The 20,684-nt window shown below is 35.9% G+C and carries 19 protein-coding genes; 8 read left to right on the top strand and 11 right to left on the bottom strand.

Translation table 11 applies throughout. From position 1 onward, the window contains the following. Positions 1 to 34 precede the first annotated feature (34 nt). Positions 35 to 949, bottom strand: coding sequence for a LysR family transcriptional regulator (locus tag ACQKII_RS15170; protein ID WP_427460616.1), 915 nt, complete (start codon positions 947 to 949; stop codon positions 35 to 37). A gap of 120 nt (positions 950 to 1,069) precedes the next feature. Here ACQKII_RS15170 and ACQKII_RS15165 point away from each other — a divergent pair, with 120 nt between their 5' ends. Next, the gene (locus ACQKII_RS15165) at positions 1,070 to 2,260 is read left to right on the top strand and encodes a coenzyme F420-0:L-glutamate ligase (protein WP_427460614.1); all 1,191 of its coding nucleotides are present in this window, start codon (positions 1,070 to 1,072) and stop codon (positions 2,258 to 2,260) included. Between the two features lie 503 nt (positions 2,261 to 2,763). Here ACQKII_RS15165 and ACQKII_RS15160 read toward each other — a convergent pair. From ACQKII_RS15160 to ACQKII_RS15140, 5 genes are all read right to left on the bottom strand, one after another. Then, the gene (locus ACQKII_RS15160; RefSeq protein ID WP_427460612.1) at positions 2,764 to 3,519 is read right to left on the bottom strand and encodes an amino acid ABC transporter ATP-binding protein; all 756 of its coding nucleotides are present in this window, start codon (positions 3,517 to 3,519) and stop codon (positions 2,764 to 2,766) included. Positions 3,520 to 3,532: 13 nt separating this feature from the next. Continuing rightward, the gene (locus tag ACQKII_RS15155) at positions 3,533 to 4,234 is read right to left on the bottom strand and encodes an amino acid ABC transporter permease (RefSeq protein ID WP_427460610.1); all 702 of its coding nucleotides are present in this window, start codon (positions 4,232 to 4,234) and stop codon (positions 3,533 to 3,535) included. Between the two features lie 12 nt (positions 4,235 to 4,246). Continuing rightward, positions 4,247 to 4,954 (bottom strand): amino acid ABC transporter permease, encoded by a 708-nt coding sequence (locus tag ACQKII_RS15150; RefSeq protein WP_427460608.1) that lies wholly within the window; start codon positions 4,952 to 4,954, stop codon positions 4,247 to 4,249. Between the two features lie 117 nt (positions 4,955 to 5,071). Further along, positions 5,072 to 5,941, bottom strand: a complete 870-nt coding sequence (locus tag ACQKII_RS15145; RefSeq protein ID WP_427460606.1) for a transporter substrate-binding domain-containing protein — start codon at positions 5,939 to 5,941, stop codon at positions 5,072 to 5,074. Positions 5,942 to 5,960: 19 nt separating this feature from the next. Further along, the gene (locus ACQKII_RS15140; protein WP_427460604.1) at positions 5,961 to 7,130 is read right to left on the bottom strand and encodes an acyl-CoA dehydrogenase family protein; all 1,170 of its coding nucleotides are present in this window, start codon (positions 7,128 to 7,130) and stop codon (positions 5,961 to 5,963) included. A 457-nt stretch (positions 7,131 to 7,587) separates the two neighbouring features. Between ACQKII_RS15140 and ACQKII_RS15135 the strand changes: the two genes are divergently transcribed. After that, on the top strand, positions 7,588 to 8,334 hold the full coding sequence (locus tag ACQKII_RS15135) for a hypothetical protein (protein ID WP_427460602.1): 747 nt from the start codon (positions 7,588 to 7,590) through the stop codon (positions 8,332 to 8,334). A 33-nt stretch (positions 8,335 to 8,367) separates the two neighbouring features. Here ACQKII_RS15135 and ACQKII_RS15130 read toward each other — a convergent pair whose 3' ends face one another. Continuing rightward, on the bottom strand, positions 8,368 to 8,745 hold the full coding sequence (locus ACQKII_RS15130; protein ID WP_143996754.1) for a VOC family protein: 378 nt from the start codon (positions 8,743 to 8,745) through the stop codon (positions 8,368 to 8,370). A gap of 326 nt (positions 8,746 to 9,071) precedes the next feature. Here ACQKII_RS15130 and ACQKII_RS15125 point away from each other — a divergent pair, with 326 nt between their 5' ends. After that, positions 9,072 to 11,021: a methyl-accepting chemotaxis protein gene (locus ACQKII_RS15125; protein ID WP_427460601.1), complete on the top strand. Its 1,950-nt coding sequence runs from the start codon at positions 9,072 to 9,074 to the stop codon at positions 11,019 to 11,021. Between the two features lie 179 nt (positions 11,022 to 11,200). Here ACQKII_RS15125 and ACQKII_RS15120 read toward each other — a convergent pair whose 3' ends face one another. Beyond that, the gene (locus ACQKII_RS15120; protein ID WP_427460600.1) at positions 11,201 to 11,620 is read right to left on the bottom strand and encodes a VOC family protein; all 420 of its coding nucleotides are present in this window, start codon (positions 11,618 to 11,620) and stop codon (positions 11,201 to 11,203) included. 356 nt (positions 11,621 to 11,976) lie between these two features. Here ACQKII_RS15120 and ACQKII_RS15115 point away from each other — a divergent pair, with 356 nt between their 5' ends. The 3 genes from ACQKII_RS15115 to ACQKII_RS15105 all read left to right on the top strand — a co-directional run bounded on the left by ACQKII_RS15115 (position 11,977) and on the right by ACQKII_RS15105 (position 15,603). Continuing rightward, a complete protein-coding gene (locus tag ACQKII_RS15115; RefSeq protein WP_427460599.1) occupies positions 11,977 to 12,375 on the top strand; it encodes a hypothetical protein in 399 nt (132 codons plus the stop codon). Positions 12,376 to 12,692: 317 nt separating this feature from the next. After that, positions 12,693 to 13,676: a GMP reductase gene (gene guaC / locus ACQKII_RS15110; RefSeq protein ID WP_427460597.1), complete on the top strand. Its 984-nt coding sequence runs from the start codon at positions 12,693 to 12,695 to the stop codon at positions 13,674 to 13,676. Between the two features lie 193 nt (positions 13,677 to 13,869). Continuing rightward, positions 13,870 to 15,603 (top strand): methyl-accepting chemotaxis protein, encoded by a 1,734-nt coding sequence (locus tag ACQKII_RS15105; protein WP_427460595.1) that lies wholly within the window; start codon positions 13,870 to 13,872, stop codon positions 15,601 to 15,603. 112 nt (positions 15,604 to 15,715) lie between these two features. On the opposite strand, the gene ACQKII_RS15100 is transcribed toward ACQKII_RS15105, so the two are convergent. Together ACQKII_RS15100 and ACQKII_RS15095 are read right to left on the bottom strand one after the other, a co-directional pair. Then, positions 15,716 to 16,801, bottom strand: a complete 1,086-nt coding sequence (locus ACQKII_RS15100; RefSeq protein ID WP_427460593.1) for a serine hydrolase domain-containing protein — start codon at positions 16,799 to 16,801, stop codon at positions 15,716 to 15,718. 138 nt (positions 16,802 to 16,939) lie between these two features. Continuing rightward, a complete protein-coding gene (locus tag ACQKII_RS15095; protein ID WP_427460591.1) occupies positions 16,940 to 17,161 on the bottom strand; it encodes a phosphate-starvation-inducible protein PsiE in 222 nt (73 codons plus the stop codon). A gap of 269 nt (positions 17,162 to 17,430) precedes the next feature. On the opposite strand from ACQKII_RS15095, the gene psiE reads away from it, so the two are divergent. Beyond that, the gene (psiE, locus tag ACQKII_RS15090; protein WP_427460589.1) at positions 17,431 to 17,883 is read left to right on the top strand and encodes a phosphate-starvation-inducible protein PsiE; all 453 of its coding nucleotides are present in this window, start codon (positions 17,431 to 17,433) and stop codon (positions 17,881 to 17,883) included. Between the two features lie 43 nt (positions 17,884 to 17,926). Here psiE and ACQKII_RS15085 read toward each other — a convergent pair whose 3' ends face one another. Further along, positions 17,927 to 19,186, bottom strand: coding sequence for a GNAT family N-acetyltransferase (locus tag ACQKII_RS15085; RefSeq protein WP_427460587.1), 1,260 nt, complete (start codon positions 19,184 to 19,186; stop codon positions 17,927 to 17,929). 224 nt (positions 19,187 to 19,410) lie between these two features. Between ACQKII_RS15085 and ACQKII_RS15080 the strand changes: the two genes are divergently transcribed. After that, on the top strand, positions 19,411 to 20,436 hold the full coding sequence (locus ACQKII_RS15080) for an HAAS signaling domain-containing protein (RefSeq protein WP_427460585.1): 1,026 nt from the start codon (positions 19,411 to 19,413) through the stop codon (positions 20,434 to 20,436). Positions 20,437 to 20,684: the final 248 nt, after the last annotated feature.

Below are 20,684 nucleotides of genomic sequence, written 5' to 3'. Positions count from 1 at the left end.
GCTTAGCTGGCTATTTCTAGTCGCTAAGCTTTTTTTAGATTCTTCGATTGATCCTTTTACGTTCTTCCTTATTTTCAATAATCTCTACAAATTTTGTAGCAGCACGAGATAAGGGCACGCTTTTCAAGTAACACATACCGATACTACGTTTTGGAATACTTTCTATTAGTGTCAGCTCATAAAGTAATCCTCTCTGTAGATAATCCTTTGAAAATTCTTTCGTTACACAAGCTATCCCTAAATTACTACGTGCAAATTCAAGGACAAGATCATGTGAGCCGAGTTCAAATTCAGGTGCGATTTGAATACCTTTAGCCAATAAATAATTTTCTACATATTTTCGTGAATTCGATTTCTTCTCAAGAAAAATAAGTGGAAATTTCGATAAATCCTCATAGCTCAAACTCTTAGTCTCGAGCGTTCTATACTTCTCCCCACACACGAAAATATCCTGGACCTCCGTGCAAACTGTTAACTGTAAAGTCGGATCTTCTATAGGAAAATTACAAAGCCCTACATCCGCTTCCCCTGATTTAATAAACTTACAAATTTCAGAAGTCGTACCATTAAACATTTGCAATTTTATATTTGGATACATGGTGTGGAATGCCTCGAGATAGGGCATTAAAAAGAAGCGAGAAATCGTATCTCCTACACCTATCTTCAATTGCCCTGTTGTTAAGTTTTTGAATTCAAACAGCTTTTCTTCCCCAGCGTCTAAGAGACCTAATGCCGAATTCGTATATTCATATAGAAGACTTCCTTCTGTGGTTAAAGTTACCCCTTTAGGTGTGCGATTAAAAAGACGTGTACCAAGCTCCTTCTCCAACTGCATCATTGCCTGACTAACTGCTGGCTGTGACATATATAAATCCCTGGCAGCCCTAGAAAAACTATTATTTTTAGCTACAACACTAAAAACACGATATAAATCCAATTTCCCAATCATATAAGCACTCCTTATAGCTATTATACGAACTATTAATTTTACTTATATCATTAAACAGGCGTATAGTAAAATCATGTTGATTTTTATATATACCTATATATATTTAGAGGAGAGATTATTTTGGAACGTGTAGTAGGTACAGTCGTAAGAGGTCTTCGTGGTCCAATCATTAACGAAGGCGACAATATTGAGCAAATCGTTGTTGATACTGTGTTAAATGCCGCAAAAATTGAAGGCTATTCAATTGAAGATCGTGACATCGTAACAGTAACAGAATCTGTTGTTGCGCGTGCACAAGGTAACTATGCATCGATCAATGACATTGCAGCGGACGTAGCTGCTAAATTTGGTGAAGATTCTGTCGGAGTAATTTTCCCAATTCTTAGCCGTAACCGTTTTGCTAACTGCCTACGTGGTATCGCAAAAGGTGTTAAAAAAGTAGTGTTAATGTTAAGCTATCCATCAGATGAAGTTGGTAATCACTTAGTTGATATCGACGAACTAGATGTAAAAGGCATTAACCCTTGGACAGATACTTTAACAGAAGCTGAGTTCCGTGAGCACTTCGGTTATAAAAAACACACATTTACTGGCGTTGATTATATTGAATACTATAAAGAATTAATTGAAGCTGAAGGCGCTGCTTGTGAAGTCATCTTTTCAAACAACCCAAAAACAATTTTAGATTATACGAAGAGCGTATTGACATGTGATATTCACACACGCTTCCGTACAAAACGTATTTTAGCTGCAAATGGTGCTGAAAAAGTTTATAGTCTTGATAATATTTTATGTGAATCAAACAACGGTTCTGGCTTCAATGCGGAATATGGCTTACTTGGTTCAAACAAAGCGACAGAAGAAAGCGTAAAACTATTCCCACACACTTGCCAACCAATCGTTGATGGCATCCAAGCAAAAATCAAAGAAGCTACTGGAAAAACAGTAGAAGTCATGGTTTATGGCGATGGCGCATTCAAAGACCCAGTAGGAAAAATTTGGGAACTAGCTGACCCTGTTGTATCACCTGCCTTCACAGTTGGCTTAGATGGTACACCAAATGAAGTAAAACTTAAATACTTAGCAGATAACGATTTTGCTGATCTTCGTGGAGAAGAATTAAAAGCGGCTATCTCTGCATATATCCAGAACAAAGATGAAGATTTAACTGGTCAAATGGCGGCTCAAGGTACAACACCTCGTAAACTAACAGACCTTATTGGTTCTTTATCTGATTTAACTTCTGGTTCGGGCGACAAAGGTACACCAATGATTTATATCCAAGGTTACTTTGATAACTATACAAAATAATATGATAAAAAAAGTGCGAGCTGGTTGCTTGCACTTTTTCATGTTGTTGAAAAACTGTTGTGTCAATGAAATTAAGCTGTCATATTTAATAAAGTATGGCTCTTCGAACGAGTAGGTTGATTTCCGTTCCGACTGAGCGCTTTCCTGGGGGCGTCCGATGAGCCGCTTCACTTAGTATGTATCTTTTTGCATGTCACTCTAATTTATAATGATAAAACGAAACGTCAGCATCAATGGTTTGTCTGTGCGAAAGCGAAGCGTCAGCAACAAATGCTTTTAAATTCGAAAACATAGCTGCAGTAACAGCATATGTACATTCGCGTCACTGTCATAAGTCTATTCTGTCCGATTATGGCGAGTAGCCATAGCGTTCACTTTTGAAATGCATAAAGTTTATAAAAGTTCTACGCTATCGTTGTTTGGAGTGGAAGGCTACTCGACTCCTGTTCGAAATAAAGTTTGTCTTCAATCTGAAAGGGGCTTTCAATAGCCCCACTTTTTTATTAAATATAGAATGTATAATCCTCTGGAATAACACGCTTTAAAAATTTCTTTGTACGCTCCTCTTTCGGACTGACGAATATATCGTGTGGACTGCCTTCCTCTACAACAACGCCGCCATCCATAAAAATAACGCGATTTGCCACATCTTTAGCAAAGCCCATCTCATGTGTGACCACAAGCATTGTCGTACCTTCTGTGGCGATGTTCTTCATGACAGTTAACACTTCTCCTACTAGCTCGGGGTCAAGTGCAGAGGTCGGTTCATCAAATAAAATAATATCTGGATTTAATGCCACAGCACGTGCAATACCTACACGTTGTTGCTGTCCACCTGATAGCTGACTTGGATAAGCATCATATTTTTCTGAAAGTCCCACTTTATCAAGCGCCTTTTTCCCAATTTCGATAGCTTCAGCCTTGGCTACCTTGCGACCGATAATAAGCCCTTCAGTAACGTTCTCTAACGCAGTTTTATTGGTGAAAAGATTATAATTTTGGAATACAAAAGCTACACGTTGTCGAATAGCATGAACATCCTTCTTTTTTACATTCTGAAAATCCACATCGATATCACCAAACGTCGCATGCCCTTGATCGGCTTTTTCTAAAAAGTTAATGCAACGAAGTAATGTTGTTTTACCTGAGCCACTTGGGCCTAGAATAACAACCACATCACCCTTATCAATTGATAAATCGACACCTTTTAAAATTTCATTGTCACCAAATGATTTGTGAATATTTTTTATCTCTAACATGCTGCTTCACCCCTTAGGCATTCGCCACTTTGAATTTACTTAAATGTTTTTCATATCGTTTAAAGATGTATTCAACTGTACTACATAAAATTAAGTACACTATGAAAATATCAATGTATGCTTCTACGTAATTGTAGCCAACATTCGCTGCAACTTTAGCCTTTAATGTAATCTCTGGTAAAGACATTGCATACCCCAGAGAGGTTGCTTTGATGAGATTGACTGTTGCTGTACAAATATTCGGCATAGCGACTACTAGAGCTTGTGGAATAATAATACGACGATATGCTTGGAATGTTGTTACACCAATTGCATGGGCTGCCTCTAATTGGCCTTTTTCAATGGTACCCAATGCCGAACGGAATACCTCTATTAAAATTGCTGTCGTACTAAAAGCAAATACGAAAAATGCATACCAAATAGGATTGATTTTATAGATATCATAGGCAATATTATATTTTTCAAAAATAATTTTCAGTAATAATGGAACGCTACTATAAATGATGAAGATCTGAATGATGATTGGCGTACCTCGAACAAAAGATACGTAAATCTTCGCAAAATGATGAATGACAGGAATTTTATTAATACGTGTTAAGGCGAGTAAAAATCCTAGTGGTAGAGCAACGAGTAAAGCAACAATCGTCACAAGAAGCGCAATAGGCACACCTGATAATGCTACAAAAAATGTTTCCAACAAAAATTGATAATTCACGATGACGCCTCCTTACGTTGTTTCTAATGTCCTTTTACCCTTGCTGAAAAACTTTTCTAACATAGTAAAGAATTTTTCAATAATAATAGACAGCACCCAATAAACGATTGCTAGTGCTATATATATTTCGAGAGCATGTGCATTAATATTGCTCGCAATCATTAAATTTGCCTTCCCTACAATATCAATTAAACCAATTGTGTAAGCAAGTGCACCCTCCTGTAATAACGCAATCATGCCATTTCCAAAGTTCGGCAATGCGATGACAAGTGCCTGCGGAAAAATAATACGGCGATATGCCTGAAATGGCGTTAATCCTACACTAACAGCCGCTTCAAATTGCCCCTTATTAATCGCCAAATAAGAAGAGCGAATGACTTCGGACATAATTGCTGCGAACTGCAATGTGAACGTTACAACGACAAAGAAGGCTGTTTCAATCGAATGGAGATTTAAGCCGAAGTTTTCTGCTAATGCAGGCACGCCATAATACACGAGGAATAATAGGACGATAGATGGTGTACACCGCATAATAGTTGTATATAAATTTGCTACTATTTTTAATATTTTTAGTGAACTTAACTTTGCTGCTGCTAATAGCAAGCCAAACAATGTGCCTAGTACTATGGAAGACCCTGCTACTAAAAAGGTTACTTTTAAAAATGGCAATAATACGGGAATAGCGTTCCAAATATACGAAGCATCAAAATACTTATCCATTTCCTCACCAACTTTTACAAATATTTAGCGTAAAGACAGCTTTTTTTCACTATTGCCTTCATGCTCCTTTTATTAAGAAAGACTGCTGAGTTTACTGACTCAACAGCCTTTCATTAACTATCGATTTACGTTTTCTAACACTTCAAATAAATCACGGCCATAAAACGTTGTGCTTAATTCACTTGTTTTCTTTTGCTCTTTAATTTGTGCTACAGCTTTATCATAGGCATCTGCAAATTCTTGTTCTTTCTTATTGAACAAAGGCCATGTTTTAATCACTGAGAATTCGTTATAAACTACTTCATCTTTTAAATTATTGTATGGGCCATCTTCTGCTAATACTTGCTGTTTGAACGGACCTTCAATCATTACACCACCGTCAACACGTCCTTCATTTACCCATTGCACGACATCGACAGTGAAAGCATCTCCAGCTTGTAATTTCACTTCATTGTTCGGATTTGCTTTATTGTACTCATCAATAATTGTATACTGCGCATTGTTTGCAGCAATTGGTGCTAATGAATAGCCCTTTGTTGCAAAGTCTGCCAATGTTTTTATGCCCTCGTCTTCTTTACGTAAAACTAAGCCTGCACTACTTAACCCTAAAAACTCTTTCGGGAAAATAAACTTTTCTGTGCGTTCCTGTGTAAAGAATGCATTTTTTACCCCTACTTGGTATTTCCCTTGCTCAACACCGATTAGTAAATCATCACTTGTTGTCCCTACATATTCAAACTCATATTCTGGTAATAATTCATCTACTAGCTTCATTACTTCCACATCATAGCCAGTTGGATTTCCATTATCATCAATATAACTAATAGGCTTAGATGCTTGATCGTAAGCAACCTTTACTGTACGAATATTATCGCCATCTTCTGCTTCTTTTTTTGAAGTTTCTCCTGAATTGCAGCCAGCTAAAATAGCAATTGAAGCTAATCCGATAGCTGCAAATTGGCATACTTTTTTCTTTTGTATAAACATATTTCATTTCCCCTTGTTATCATTGATTTTCATTTAATTTTTGTTGCTCAATAGCAGCTGTTGCTAATTTGATAATTGTCATATCATCCATCGGTGGATTATGTAATCCCGCGCGCACATTTCGATAATAGCGTTGCAGTGGATTTGTAAGTTGTAAGCTTTTTGCCCCTACTACACGCATCGCCTTATCCACGATATCTATGGCAATATTCGTAACCGTGTGCTTCGCAACTGCCATTTCATTCATTAAAGTATTTCGTCTAGCAGGATCATCATAAGCCTCCGCTACGCCATAAAGGACAAAGCGAGCTTGATGAAGTTTTAACTCAATATCACCTAAAAGCTGTTGCACGTTTGGTAATGTACTAATAGGCGCATTTAAACTATTTGGTTGGTGATGAATGGCAAAATGCAACGCATAGTCCCTAGCAGCCTGTGCAATGCCTAAGTAAGTTGCTGGAATATGTAAAATCCAGCCGTTTATCTTACCTCCGCTTGGGTGATTCGGCAATTCAACTAAATAATCCTTAGGGACAATTACATCCTTTAACACTAAATCATGACTACTTGTGCCACGCATCGCAGACATTTCCCAGTTTTCTTCAATAGAAACACCTTGCACATCTTTATGAATGAGGAAGAAACCTATTTGCTGTTTTTCTTCAATCCAAGCAGAAGTTAAGAAGTAATCAAGCACCGGTGAAGCCGTCGTAAATATTTTACGCCCATTTAATAGCCAGCCACCTGTTGTCGCCACAGCATTTGTACCTGGACGACCACCCCGGGTTGGACTGCCAGTAGCTGCTTCACTTACAGCTCTATTCACGATAGCACCCTTTTTCACTTCCAGCGCAAATGCTTCCAGTAAGTTATCTGACCATAATTTTTTTTCATATATTTCACCAACAACACCTAATGTCCAGCCCAAAGAAAGTGATGCATTTTCGTCATAACTAGCTAATGTCTCTTGAATGAGTACCATATCGTAAACGGATAATCCTTCACCGCCATATTCTTTCGGTAATGTTAATTTTGGGTAACCAATTTGCAAAAGCAACTTATGTGCTTCAAAAGGAAAACGGGATTGTTCATCGACCTCTGCAGCTTCAGCTTTAATTGGCTCTGCAATCGATGCTAGCTGCTCTAACCAGTGATGCTGTTGTTTTGTTTTAATAAATAAATCCTTCAAAAAAATCTCCTTCTTCCTAAATTATATAAAACATATATATTTACTAAGAATTAATGGTGTAAAAAAAATCTCTACCTACATTTAATAGTGAGATTATGTATGGTGCTGAATTTTCTGATTCATTGACATTATGATACTTTCAACATGTTAAATTGTCAATAATTAATTTCAAGTTTTTTTATAAGTATTGTAGGTTTTTAATTATATTCATGCCATTACTCAAATCCCTATAGGCACTTAGTTGAATGCTCATTGTTGCACTTTTCTCTGGTGTCCAAATACGAACTGGGCGTGAAGATAAAGAATGCGATGGAGAAAGGTTTGTAAAGGGGTATTTTTACAAGTCATAATCCCAATAAATTTCCCGCGGAATAATGGTTTTTCGATAATTGCTTGTTGTTTTATGCACCAAGCTGTATTCACAACATATGCTAAAACTAAAGAAAGAGGTGTATGTATGACCAATAATATAAATCCATCACCAGCTATTACTGCTAATCAGCCTATGGCCCCTCAAATTATACAAACGAAATTTGGCGACATCAACGGGGATGGTTTATTTGAAACAGTTTTTTTAATGGGCACTAAAACGCCGGACAGTCCCCTTTGGCGAAATCTAACACTCACAATTTTTTACGGACAAACACGGCAATTTGAACAAATAATGTTGAAAGAGAATTTGGGCTATAATCCGACTATTTTCCTAGGCGATTTTACTGGTAATCATATAGAAGATATTTTATCTGTATCTGATACCGGTGGTAGTGGTGGTATTATCAATGGAGAAATCTTTTCATCGATTAATGGAAAAGTGCGCTCTATTTTTGATACAGAGTCTTTTAATAATACGTTAAAGTATACAGTAAACTATGAAGACAACTATAAAGCCTCTGTCCGAAGCATGAATCCCCAAAAACGATATATTCTCGATTTACAATACAAAGGACAGGATTATTTAGCTGAGATTTATAATAAAGATGGGACATTGAAACAACCGATTGAAGGATGGGTCGATCCAATTAGCGGATTATACCCAATTGATTTTGATCGCGACGGAACATATGAAATTTTAGCTTTTCAGGCGATAGCAGGTAGATACCACGCTGACGGTTTAGGTTATATTGAAAATGTTCTAAAATGGAATGGCATAGAATTTGTCGTTGAAAGACAAATGGCGGCAATTTACGGGGAGGATTTAACATAAAAAAAAACGGCTTCTATATGAGCCGTTTTTTTGTTATTGTTTCTCAACTAATGCAAAATAATTATTTTCGTGATCAGCAAAATTAAAAACTCTACCCATTGGCATCATTACTAAATCTCCAACTTTTATGCCCTTTGTCTGAAAATCCTGATACATCTCTGTTAGATTATCCGCGTAAAACATGATAGAGGGTGTCTCTAAATTTAATTCCGGCTGCATTTTTGCAATCACTTCTTTATTGTGAAGAACGAAGCTCGTTTGCGCCCCTTTAGATGGCGCAATTTCAATCCATTTCATCCCCGCTTCTTCCTGTTCAGCTACGACGATAAATCCGATTTTCTCTGTCCAAAACTTTACGGCTGCATCTTGATCATTTACATATAACATGACTTGTCCGATTTGTTGAATCATAATAAATCCCTCCTCCTTTGAGCATTAGTATAACGCAATCTGCTAGTTATCCTTCACACAAAAAGCTTAAATCATTCAGTTTTTTTCATCATCTATTCTTTTTATTACTACTTCGCGTTGGGGCTACCAAAATTTCTCTTTATAAAAATCATTGTTTTAGGACCATTTCAACTTATTTTCAGGGTAACTTCTGTCAATTTTGTAACTCTATCTTAAAATACTTATCTCCTTTTAATTTTATCTTTGTTAAAATGAATTAGTGGTATTATTTCCTTCTAGGGAAAAATATAGCACCATACATCATAATAATAGTGAGGAACAAACAAGTGAAATTACTAAGTTTAAGGAAAAAGCTCATTTTTTCATTTTTGGCCATGCTTATTATCCCTACACTACTTGTAGGAATCGTTTCTTATCATAGTGCTGGCAAGCAAATTTTGAAGGAACAGCAAGCAAGCACTGCTGAAAGTATCCGCATGCTCAATACTAATATTACAAACACCATTGAACCGAAAGTTGAAGACGTTCAATATTTTACAAAAAAGCTCAATCAATCCTATTTACAAGAAGCGAGAGTTTCTGAGCTTAAATCGCTATTACACGAATACGTCAATATGCATCCCGAGGTCGAGCTGATTTATGTGGGCACCGATGATGGCAAACTATTGGATGAACCGGCTCAGGAATACCCTAGTGATTTTGACCCTCGTTCAAGACCCTGGTATAAGCAAGCATTAGAGAACAAAGGTCAAGTAACCATTACAGCACCCTATATTACACAAACTTCAGGTGATATGGTTATTACCATTACACAAGCTTTACAAGACGGCTCTGGTGTAATCGGCTTGGATCTCAATATTTCCACATTAAGCACCATCACGAATGATATACGCATTGGAGAAACTGGTTTCGCTTCACTTTTAGATAGCAATAAAATTTATATTGCCCAGGCTGATAAAGAAAGTGGTATGGAAGCTAGCGAAAACTATATAGCGAAGATCTATGAAAAAGAGAGCGGTACTGTTGTTGAAAATGATCGTCAGCTACAATTTATGACAAATAAGCTGACAGGTTGGAAGGTTGTTGGGACAATGTTTTCCGCTGAGGCAACGAAAGCTGCTGCCACAACCTTTAATATCAATTTAATCATCATTATCGTATCAATTGCTGTTGGTATTATTTTTATGCTTTATATGATACAAAGCATAGTCAAACCGATTAATCGACTAAAAGAAAGTGCCCTAAACATTAGTGAGGGCGATCTCACAGAGTTTATTGATGTTCATTCAAAAGATGAAATTGGACAGCTTAGTCAGGCGTTTATTTCAATGAAGGTTAGTCTAAAAAAACTCATTCGTAACGTTGATGAAAGCTCCAATCATGTACAAATGTCAGCACAAGGATTATCTGCAAATGCTGAGCAAAATATCGCTTCTTCCGAACAAGTTACTCAAGCCATGCAACAGGTGGCTATTAGTGCAGAAAAACAAACAACGGGTATTGATCAAAACGCCATTTCTGTTGAAGAAATTGCAAAAGGAATTGTTGAAGTGGCAGATAGCTCCATGCAGGTTTCAGATCTTTCTAATCATGCCATTTTGCAGGCAGAAGAAGGTGGTAAATCTGTAGAGCGCACCGTTAACCAAATGGTTTCTATTAATGAATCTGTTGCACAATCCGACTTCATGATCAAATCACTCTACGATAGAACAAAAGAAATCGGTTCGATTTTAGAGATTATTAGTGCCATTTCAGACCAAACGAATCTACTTGCACTTAATGCAGCCATTGAAGCCGCTCGAGCAGGAGAACATGGTAAGGGCTTTGCAGTTGTTGCCGATGAAGTACGAAAATTAGCTGAACAATCTCATCAATCTGCTGAGCAAATTTCTTCATTGATTACAGGGATTCAGCAAGATACTGCGAAATCTGTTCAAACAATGATAAAGGCTTCTACAGATGTTCAAGACGGCTTGCAACTCACTCAAGATACAAGTGAAAAATTCGCGAACATTTTAGAAAGTCTACGTAATATTGCACCGAAAATGGAGGATATATCAGCTTCTGCCCAAGAGATGTCAGCGGTAGTTGAAGAAGTAACTGCAACCGCTGTAGAGCTTACAGACCATGCTAAACTTAATGCTGCTGCTTCAGAGGAGGTCGCTGCTTCAACTGAGCAAACATTGTCCTCTATGCAAGAAATGGCTACGGCTGCTAAATCACTTCTCGATATGTCCGATGAATTACAAACCTTTGTAAAACGCTTTAAATACTAAGAACAAATGCGCTGGAGCATTTTTGCTCAAGGAATCTAAGCAACCTCGGAGAATATAGCGCTGTAGCCTAAATGGTAACTATACCTTACGTTATCAAATACAAAAAAATCATTTCCATAACAAAAAGAAAGCACGATGTGCAGGGTATTTCCCTCTTCATCGTGCTTTTCCTATTATGTTTAAATTCTTTCTTCGTGGCTAAGTTGCCATTCGATTCCAAACTTATCAGTTAAAGAGCCATAGCATTTGCTCCAAAAGGTCTCTTGCAGCTCCATCGTGACCTTGCCACCTTCTTTAAGCCCCTCGTAGGCTGATCGTAACTGAGCTTCATCATTTGTGACAAGGGCTAATGTTACATTGTTTCCAACTGTAAACGGCGAGCCTGGAAAAGTATCTGAAAACATTACATTGCTACCCAAAATCGAAAGTCGCGTATGCATAACAAGATCTTTTGCTTCCTCTGGCAATTGATAATCTGGATTTTGTGGTGAATCACCGAATGTCATGATTTCTGCTTTGTCCGTATTAAAAACTTTCTCATAAAACGAGACAGCTTCTCGACAATTTCCATTAAATATTAAATACACCTCTACTGCCATTTCCAACACTCCTTTGTCATTTTAGAAACAATTCTATTGTACATTGGCGATTAACCATATGCCAAATTCTAAGTTGAACTTTTAAACTCTTTCACAAAACAAGTAGTTAGTCCTCTTGAAACTCTCACGGCTGAAATCATGAGTTTTCTTGTCTAATCCATAAAAATAAATTTCAATGCTGAACTAGAAAGAAATCTTTTTAATAAACCGTAAATCGTTCCTTTCATGTCTCTAATATTAAGTAACATTAAAGTTGTTTAATTTACAATAAAGTCCTTTAAAGAATAATTGAACTAACAATGCAGTTTGGTTGAATATGTAACTTTTGGCAGAAAATTCACGTCTATATAAAGGAGGTGAGTGGATTGAAAGTAAAAAGGTTATTCAATGGTTTGATTGCATTAGCTTTATTTATGATTGCAGGATGCAATATTCAAGGGGGAACTACAACAGTATCAATTGATAGTATCGATGCCGAAGAAGTTTTAACATTAGATTCTGATGCTGATATTTTTCAGTATGATGGAGTTATCTACAAAACTAATATTGATTGGGTTGAAGAATTGTCTTTAACAAAAGATGTTCAAATCGGTGAAATAAAAACAAAAAATAATGCTAATACAGATTTTAAAGATGGGATGTCGAATAAACTTCCTGTTGGTACAAAGATTTTTTCCACCAAAGAACGAGGTGATATTTTAATCGTTGAATCTGAAGGAAAAATAAATAAATATCTTGCAATTGTTGAAGGGTAAACAAAATATCTTATTCAACGGGATGCTTTATTCCAAAAAAGTACCTATCCATTAAATAGGGATAGATACTCTTTTGGCTTTATTTCCTCTTGTGACGACCTTTCACCATTGTGATTCCGTAGATCCTAGATAAACTGTTAATTTTAACATTTCTGGAGTTAGAATTAAATAACTTTATGATTTCTTCACATCTAAAGTAAATTTTTTAGTTATTTTGATCAAAACTTTGACATTTCCTTAAAAATGATGTAAATTACCAAATGACGAACGATTTAAAATAATTCTTTAAAAATATTCGTATTTTAGGAGTGTATATATTGGATAACGTATTTGACTATGAGGATATTCAACTAATTCCCGCAAAATGTATCGTAGAAAGCCGTTCAGAATGTGATACTTCTGTTATGCTAGGTGGACACACATTTAAGCTTCCCGTCGTACCTGCAAACATGCAAACAATCATCGATGAAAGTATTGCTGTGAAACTTGCTGAAAACGGTTACTTTTATATTATGCATCGCTTCAACCCAGAAAAACGCGCTGATTTCATTAAAGAAATGCAAGGCCGTGGTTTAATCGCTTCAATTAGCATCGGTGTAAAAGAGGAAGAATATACATTTGTAGAAGAGCTAGCAACTGTTAGCTTAGTACCTGAATTTATTACAATCGACATTGCACATGGTCATTCAAATGCTGTGATTCGAATGATTCAGCACATTAAAAAGCTGTTACCAAATAGCTTTGTCATCGCTGGGAATGTTGGTACACCTGAAGCTGTACGTGAACTTGAAAACGCTGGCGCAGATGCTACTAAAGTAGGCATCGGACCTGGTAAAGTTTGTATTACAAAAATCAAAACTGGTTTCGGTACTGGTGGTTGGCAGTTAGCAGCACTTCGTTGGTGTGCAAAAGCAGCTACAAAGCCAATCATCGCTGACGGTGGTATTCGTACTAATGGCGATATTGCAAAATCAGTGCGTTTCGGTGCTTCAATGGTAATGATCGGCTCCCTTTTTGCAGGTCATGAGGAATCACCAGGCGAAACAATTGAAATCGACGGTAAATTAGTGAAAGAATACTTTGGCTCTGCTTCTGAATTCCAAAAAGGTGAAAAGAAAAACGTTGAAGGTAAAAAAATGTACGTAGAACATAAAGGTAGTCTAAAAGATACTTTAATCGAAATGCAACAAGACCTTCAATCATCTATTTCTTATGCAGGTGGCAACAAGCTGGAGGCTATTCGAAATGTAGATTATGTCATCGTGAAAAACTCAATCTTTAACGGTGATAAAGTATATTAACACTAATATTAGATAAGCCCAAACAAGAATTTCATTTCTCGTTTGGGCTTTCTTTATTTTAAATAGCAAAATACGCTAATTTTTATTTTCGGAATTTTCTATAAATTATATTTTATTCGTATCTTTTATACTATAATTAAACAAAAGTATAAATACATATTTTGGCTCTTTTAAAAGAACGGAGGGAATGTCCATGATGAAATCAGTACGTAACAAACTCGTCTGCTTAGCCATTATCGTCATCTTAATCCCTACAGTCCTTGTAGGATCTGTCAATTATTTTGTAGCGAAAAATGAAATTGATGAGGTAGGACGACTTAGTCTTAAAAACGGAACTTTAGGGCTAATGGAAGTAATTGCAACGTTGGATGAACAAGTTCAACAGGGAAATCTAACGTTAGAAGAAGCACAGGAAAGCGCCCGAATACAAATTGTTGGCAAAAAAATAGAAGATAATCAAAGATCTATTGATAATCCTGTTAAATACGGTGAAAACTTCTACTTTTATGTTTTAAAAGATGACGGGATGATAGAAGCTCATCCATCCCTTGACGGACAAAATGTCATTGATTATCAAACAACGGACGGACGTTATTTTATGCAGGAATTGATTGCTGAGGCAAATGCAGGGGGTGGTTACATCCGATACGATTGGGCATTACCGACAAACCCTGATGTAGTAGCACCGAAGATTACATATGCTGCAAAGGATGATCATTGGGGATGGATTATAGTTGCCAGTACCTATGAAATGGATTTCAATGCAGGCATTAAAAATATTCAATATTACTCACTAGGAATGACATTACTTGCAACAATTATTGGTGTTGCTCTTTATTGGTTCTTCTCGGATAGAATGACTTCATTTATAAGACGAATTATGGTGATGACCTCAGATATTGCGAAAGGGAAATTGACGAGCGAAGATATTCCGATTATCACAAATGATGAATTAGCGATACTTGCTAATAACGTTAATGATATGAAGCATAGTTTAAATGAAATGGTTCGCAATACCAAAGACAGCTCTACACAAATGAGGACATCCTCTGAAATGCTCAGCGCGATCACAGAGGAAACGACTGCATCAGCGGACGAAATTCACCAGGCCATCACAGAAATCTCTAAAGGGGCTGTTATCCAAGCGGAAGAAGCTGAAATGGCAATTAGTAAAGTTGAAAAATTGTCCTCTCTGATATCAAATGCCACTGAAGAATATGCTGAGATCACACAAAAAATGGATATCATTAATCAATCGCAAGAAAATGGACGACAAAAAGTAGAAGTGTTACAGCAAAATTCAAATGAATTTACACAAGTGATTGAAGGACTAAGAGAAAATTTCTCTAGTTTAATGGGGCAAATGAAGGAAATCCATAATGTTGTACAGACAATAACATCTATTTCTGAACAGACGAATCTTTTGGCATTGAATGCAAGCATCGAAGCTGCGCGTGCAGGTGAACATGGGAAAGGGTTTGCAGTAGTAGCGGAAGAGGTGCGCAATCTATCAGAAGATACAAACGAAGCGACTAACCGTGTAAAAAATTTATTGAGTCGAATTGAATTAGATACAGCAAATTCCGATTCGAAGATGATGCATACGCTCCAGCTTTCTCAAGGTCAGGTTACGTCAATAAGCGAAGTACAAGATGCCTTTACATTTTTATCAGATTCAATTGAAGGCATTACTGCTCATCTCGTCTCCCTCGATCAGGGTATGAATGAAATGGCAGATAATCGACTTATTGTTGTTAATGCTATTAGTGAGATTGCTAGTGTAGCTACACAATCCGCAGCTGCTACTGAACAAATTAATGCTTCGATTGATGAACAAAAGTCGGCAATCACTTCGATTATGCACTCCTCTGTGGAGCTGCACACAGAAGCAGAACGAATGCACGAGTTAGTAGATCGTTTTAGTTGATAACCGTTTATTTAATCTAAAAAATTACACACCCTATAAGATAGACATCTTGTAATGTCTCCCTTATAGGGTGCTATATCTTTTAATTGAAAAAACCAAAAACTAGGCTTTTTTACTTTATCTTATCCAACGTACGAAGGGTACTTAGAATAAAACGCATGGTTCTCATTAAATAACCTTGTTTATTAAAATTTCCGATGACGTATACATCCATAACAGGATTATAGAGCATGAAAGACCCAATAGATCCTAAATGTCCCCACACATTGTATTTTTCAGTCAATGGTAGCATGTGTACGTTCATCAATCCATAACCGTAATCAACGCCTATCCACATTTTTTTCCATTGCATCATTTTCGTCAATGACTCTTTTGACATTAACTTATTTCCTACTAGCCCCTTCATAAACTTCAATAAATCATCTGATGTGCTTATCGCATGTCCCCCTGCATATATGCTACTAAAACTACAGTATTGCTCTATTTCTAACTTTCTTTTTTGCAAATGAATCGCTGCTACAGCTTCATTATTTTCTATAGCAGGTTGAGAATAATCTGCTAAGTACGTATGATGCATATTTAGCGGAAGAAAGATATATTCGTGAAGAATTTCATGATAGGGTCTTGCCGTAACACTTTCTATGATTAACCCTAGCAAATTAAATCCTGTATCCGTATAGTGTAGCTTCTTTCCAGGTGGGAACTGAGGACTTAAATTTTCTTTTGTCCACTGAATAGTCTCTTGTGGTGTCCAAAAACGTAAGGGGTCATCCAATAAAATATCAAAAAAAGCTTTACTGTTGCGTGGTTTATCCTCATAAAAATCCGCGAGACCGGACGTATGACTAACTAAGTGTTCAATCTTTATATCTTTGGAATAGTCTTTTCCTTTATAGATATGCAAATCCTTTATTAAATCATTATCTACATACTTTGAGATGGAGTCTTGATAGTCGAGTTTCCCCTTCTCCACCAATAAAGCAATAATTAAAGCTGTAAATGTTTTAGCCACGCTTGCAGTATGGTACGGTTGCTCAGCATTTATAGGTTCGTAAATCTTTTGTCCATAGGCCATATCCCAATGAATGTTCATTTTATCTGAACATATAAGTAAAAAAGTATTATATAAGGTGGTATCCCTCTCCACCATCTCTTTCATCTTTTTTTCAATCGTTATTTTTGCTTCTTCGGCCTTCATCGGTTATCCCCCTCAAATCGTACATCCAAATTTAATGTATGAGGTAAGAAACGTATTCAGAATGTCGATCATACGTAGATTATACGAAAAAAAAATGCCCCGAAAGATTCGTAGCATTTTTCTTTATTTACGCAGTTATTACAGCTTGTTAATAACAGCCGTTAAAGTTTCCTTCAGTTCCGCATCGTGATTAGAAAGATCTACAAGATTCCCTAAGCGTTCACGTAATACAGGACGTTCAATAACTAGCTTCTCATCAAGCACTTGTACTAGTAATTCAATAATCAGGCGATCACGAACGTTTAATGCTTCTTCTAGACGCTCTGGTGTAATTTTTGCATCTCTTTTTGCTTTTGCCATTTTTAAAACCCCTTTTTTATATATTCATGCACATCTATTTTAGCATACAGCCTAATTTTTTTGAAAATTTTCTTTACGATTGGATATTGGAATTTACAGTACTGCTTATATAATATTTACAATAAAATGTTATATTCAATAAATCACAGTGTACATACACAAAATATTACTATTTTTTCACAAGTAGGTATTCTCTTTTTTCTAGGTTTTTCATACTCTATAAAGATAATATTATTTTTAGATAAGGAAATTTGAAATGGAGGAATTAGATGAATCTAAAAAATCATACGTATCTTCAACTAATTAAAACCGTGCCTAAAACGCTACAATTATTTTTAAATATCTGTCTTGTGCTACTTGCGCTCATTTTATCCTTCCTACTTATAAAAGAACTAATTGAATTTCTAAAAATTTTAATAGCCGATGACGGTGGTGACTACAAGCTTTTCCTCGCAAATATTCTTATCTTCTTTTTGTATTTTGAATTTATAACAATGATTATTAAATATTTTAAAGAGGATTATCATTTTCCATTGAGATATTTCATTTATATAGGTATCACTGCCATGATTCGATTAATCATTGTGGAACATGACCATCCCCTAAACACATTCATTTATTCACTTGTTATTTTAATATTAATTATTAGTTATTTTATTATTAATATAACACCACTTGAGAGGCCTGTTCGTTCTTCCTCTCTTTTTGTGAAAAAAGAATAGCAAATCCTGAATATTGGTGAACCCTAAAGAATAATGGTTTTCCCTAAAATGCGGTTACACAGATTGGCTTTTCATAGACGAAAAAGAACTGATTTAACACCTCTATATATTGTTCATTACTCACTTTTACTTTACCAAGCATGAAAAGCTCTTTCATCGTTACAATCCCCATAACAAGTGATGAAAGTTCTGCAATATCTATAACCAGTTCCACATCATAGTTTCCAGAATCCCAAATTTCTATATGACCACCTACTGCCTGTATCATAATAGATTGATTATTTTCTATTAATAACGAATCCAAAACCGTGAGCTTAAACGTAAGACTACTACCATTAAAATTATGTGTCTTTAATTCATTAAAGAAACCAATGACGTTGATAATACGATACATTAAACCTATTCCCGCCACTGAGCTAGCATGGTATACACTTGGAATTAAGTGACCCGTGCCGTTTCGAGTATCACCGAGGAAAAAGTGAATATTGTCGTCTTGCGTGTTCCATTCAATTCGATTCACCTGATCAGCTTGACTGTTTAAAAACGTACTCAGCTCTAGTAAAGCTTCCGGTGTCTCATATAACAGTTCTTTAATGATTAAATTATTTAGCATAAAATTTGTTTCACTTTGCTTTTTAAAAGAAAACACCATATAACCTTGTATATCATTGTCCTTTTCAAAAGCAATAATATAGTGTTGCGGGTTATTAAAAATTGCTAGAAGCTCTGATTCTGTTTTTAAAAACATGCCATGCCTTTTTGCAGCTATCCTGTTATAGCAAGCTTTTAATTTGTATTGATCTTGTTCCTGTAAATACCTTAAATGCTCTTTCGTAGGCCCCTTAGGAAAACTAGAGGGCTCCACTAAATACTGATGCATTTTTGGTCCATAGCCAAAACCCATTTTCTTATAAAAATCTGGTCTGAATGGATATAAAGCAACAAAATGAACCCTTTTCTCTAAAAAAACCTTAAAAAAATGGTCGATTAACTCTTTTGCGGCCTTCTCTTTTTTATGTAGTAAATCAACTGCTACTAAACCCACCCCACCAATCGGAATTATTTTTGAAAATATATTCATTTCAAAATCATGAAGTCGCATACCACCCATTAATTTGTCGTCTGTCCACAATCCATAATAATTAATGGCTGGATTATTGATCTGGTTATGCAAAAAGAGCTTCTTCAATTGTTCCTTTGATTGCTGTGAAGCATCTGATATTCCTGGATAAGCGCCCACCGCAATATCTACAAATTTTATAAACGCTTCTTCTTTCAGTTTCTCAACAAACCTCAATTTCATTCCTCCTTTTAAAAGCAATTTAATTTTCGTACAATTCTCCACATGAATTTCAGTTATAATTAATAACATATATTACCACATAACAAACAGCTGGGACATAACTGAAAATGACTTCGGAAATTTTTATGAATGCGTACATCTGTGTATTATAATTTTAGAACTTCTCACAGAATGGTCGGTATTGTTCGAAGAGCCGAATACATTATTGGAGGGAGACGATAAGGATGAATCTGATTGACGTTTACATTTATGAAGTGATAAGAAGGTTACCAAAGAAAACACGCGAAGTGAAAGAACTCGAACTAAAGTCTAAAATTAAAGACATGTTACCTGATAATTATTCCGAATCTGAGGAAAAGGAAGTTCTCTTAAAACTCGGAAACCCCGCTGAACTTGCAGCTAGTTATCAGGCTGTTTCGACACATTTAATCGGTCCACATGTATATAACACTTATATTAGAACCATCAAATTAGTCATACCATGGGCAATTTTTATAACAATACTGGTGCAAATTATTGAAAATATTGTGTTATACACAGGGGAGGTAGCACTCCTGACTGCCATCATTAAGACCATTTCCATAACAATCGTCAATATTATATCCGTGTCATTTCATGTGCTGTTTTGGGTTACGATTGCCTTTATTGTTATTGAACGCACAGGCAACATTAACAATTTTAAGGAACATATGCCCTTTTTAAAAGCTCAACAAGAATGGACACCCGATGATTTAATAAAGGTGAAGATAATTCCTACTGACAAATACATTCCGCTAAATGATATTGTATTTAGCTTTTTAGGAATAGCTATTTTTTCTGTAGTTTATTTTAAAGCCAATCATCTAATTGGCATTTACACTTCTGATGAGAGAGATGGTTTGAAGTTCGTCATGCCAATATTCAATCAAGATATCTTACTTTCTTATGAGCCAATCATTTTATTTTGCATAGCACTCAGTATTGGTTTGACATTTTATAAATGGAAGGTTGGTCAATGGACCATTCGACTTGCTGTGATCAATGCCTTCCTTCAAGTTGTAACTACTATTGTTTTTATTCTAATGGCTAAACAACCCGACTTAATACACGGTCCTGCCATTCCTTATATAGCTGCTATTATGGAAACTACCGCTTCAAAGGTTGCCTTTTCTATCGATCGAATATTGTTAGTGATTATTTTGATTTCCATTGTAGCAAATGGTATTGATATATTTTATCGCTTTAAAAGGGCTAGGATTAAACATGGATAAAGTACATGTACTTCTTTCTAATGAAAAATCCAAATTTGTATTATTTTAACTATACGCTAATAATTCTCACCTATCCTTTTCATCGTTCCTTGACACATACCCAAACTTAATGCCTGGTATAATATACCTTTGATTCGTTAAAATACCGTTACTCTCTAATGTTTTGTGAATGGTTAAATAACCAACCAATTTTCACCTAATCAAAACACCTGTTGAACTATTTCACTATAGTGTTTTAATTTACATTC

The sequence above is a fragment of the Lysinibacillus sp. NPDC048646 genome (genome assembly GCF_050272295.1).
GTDB lineage: Bacteria > Bacillota > Bacilli > Bacillales_A > Planococcaceae > Lysinibacillus.
The sequence above is the reverse complement of the archived record's forward strand: the minus strand, read 5'-3'. Positions and strand labels throughout refer to the sequence as shown.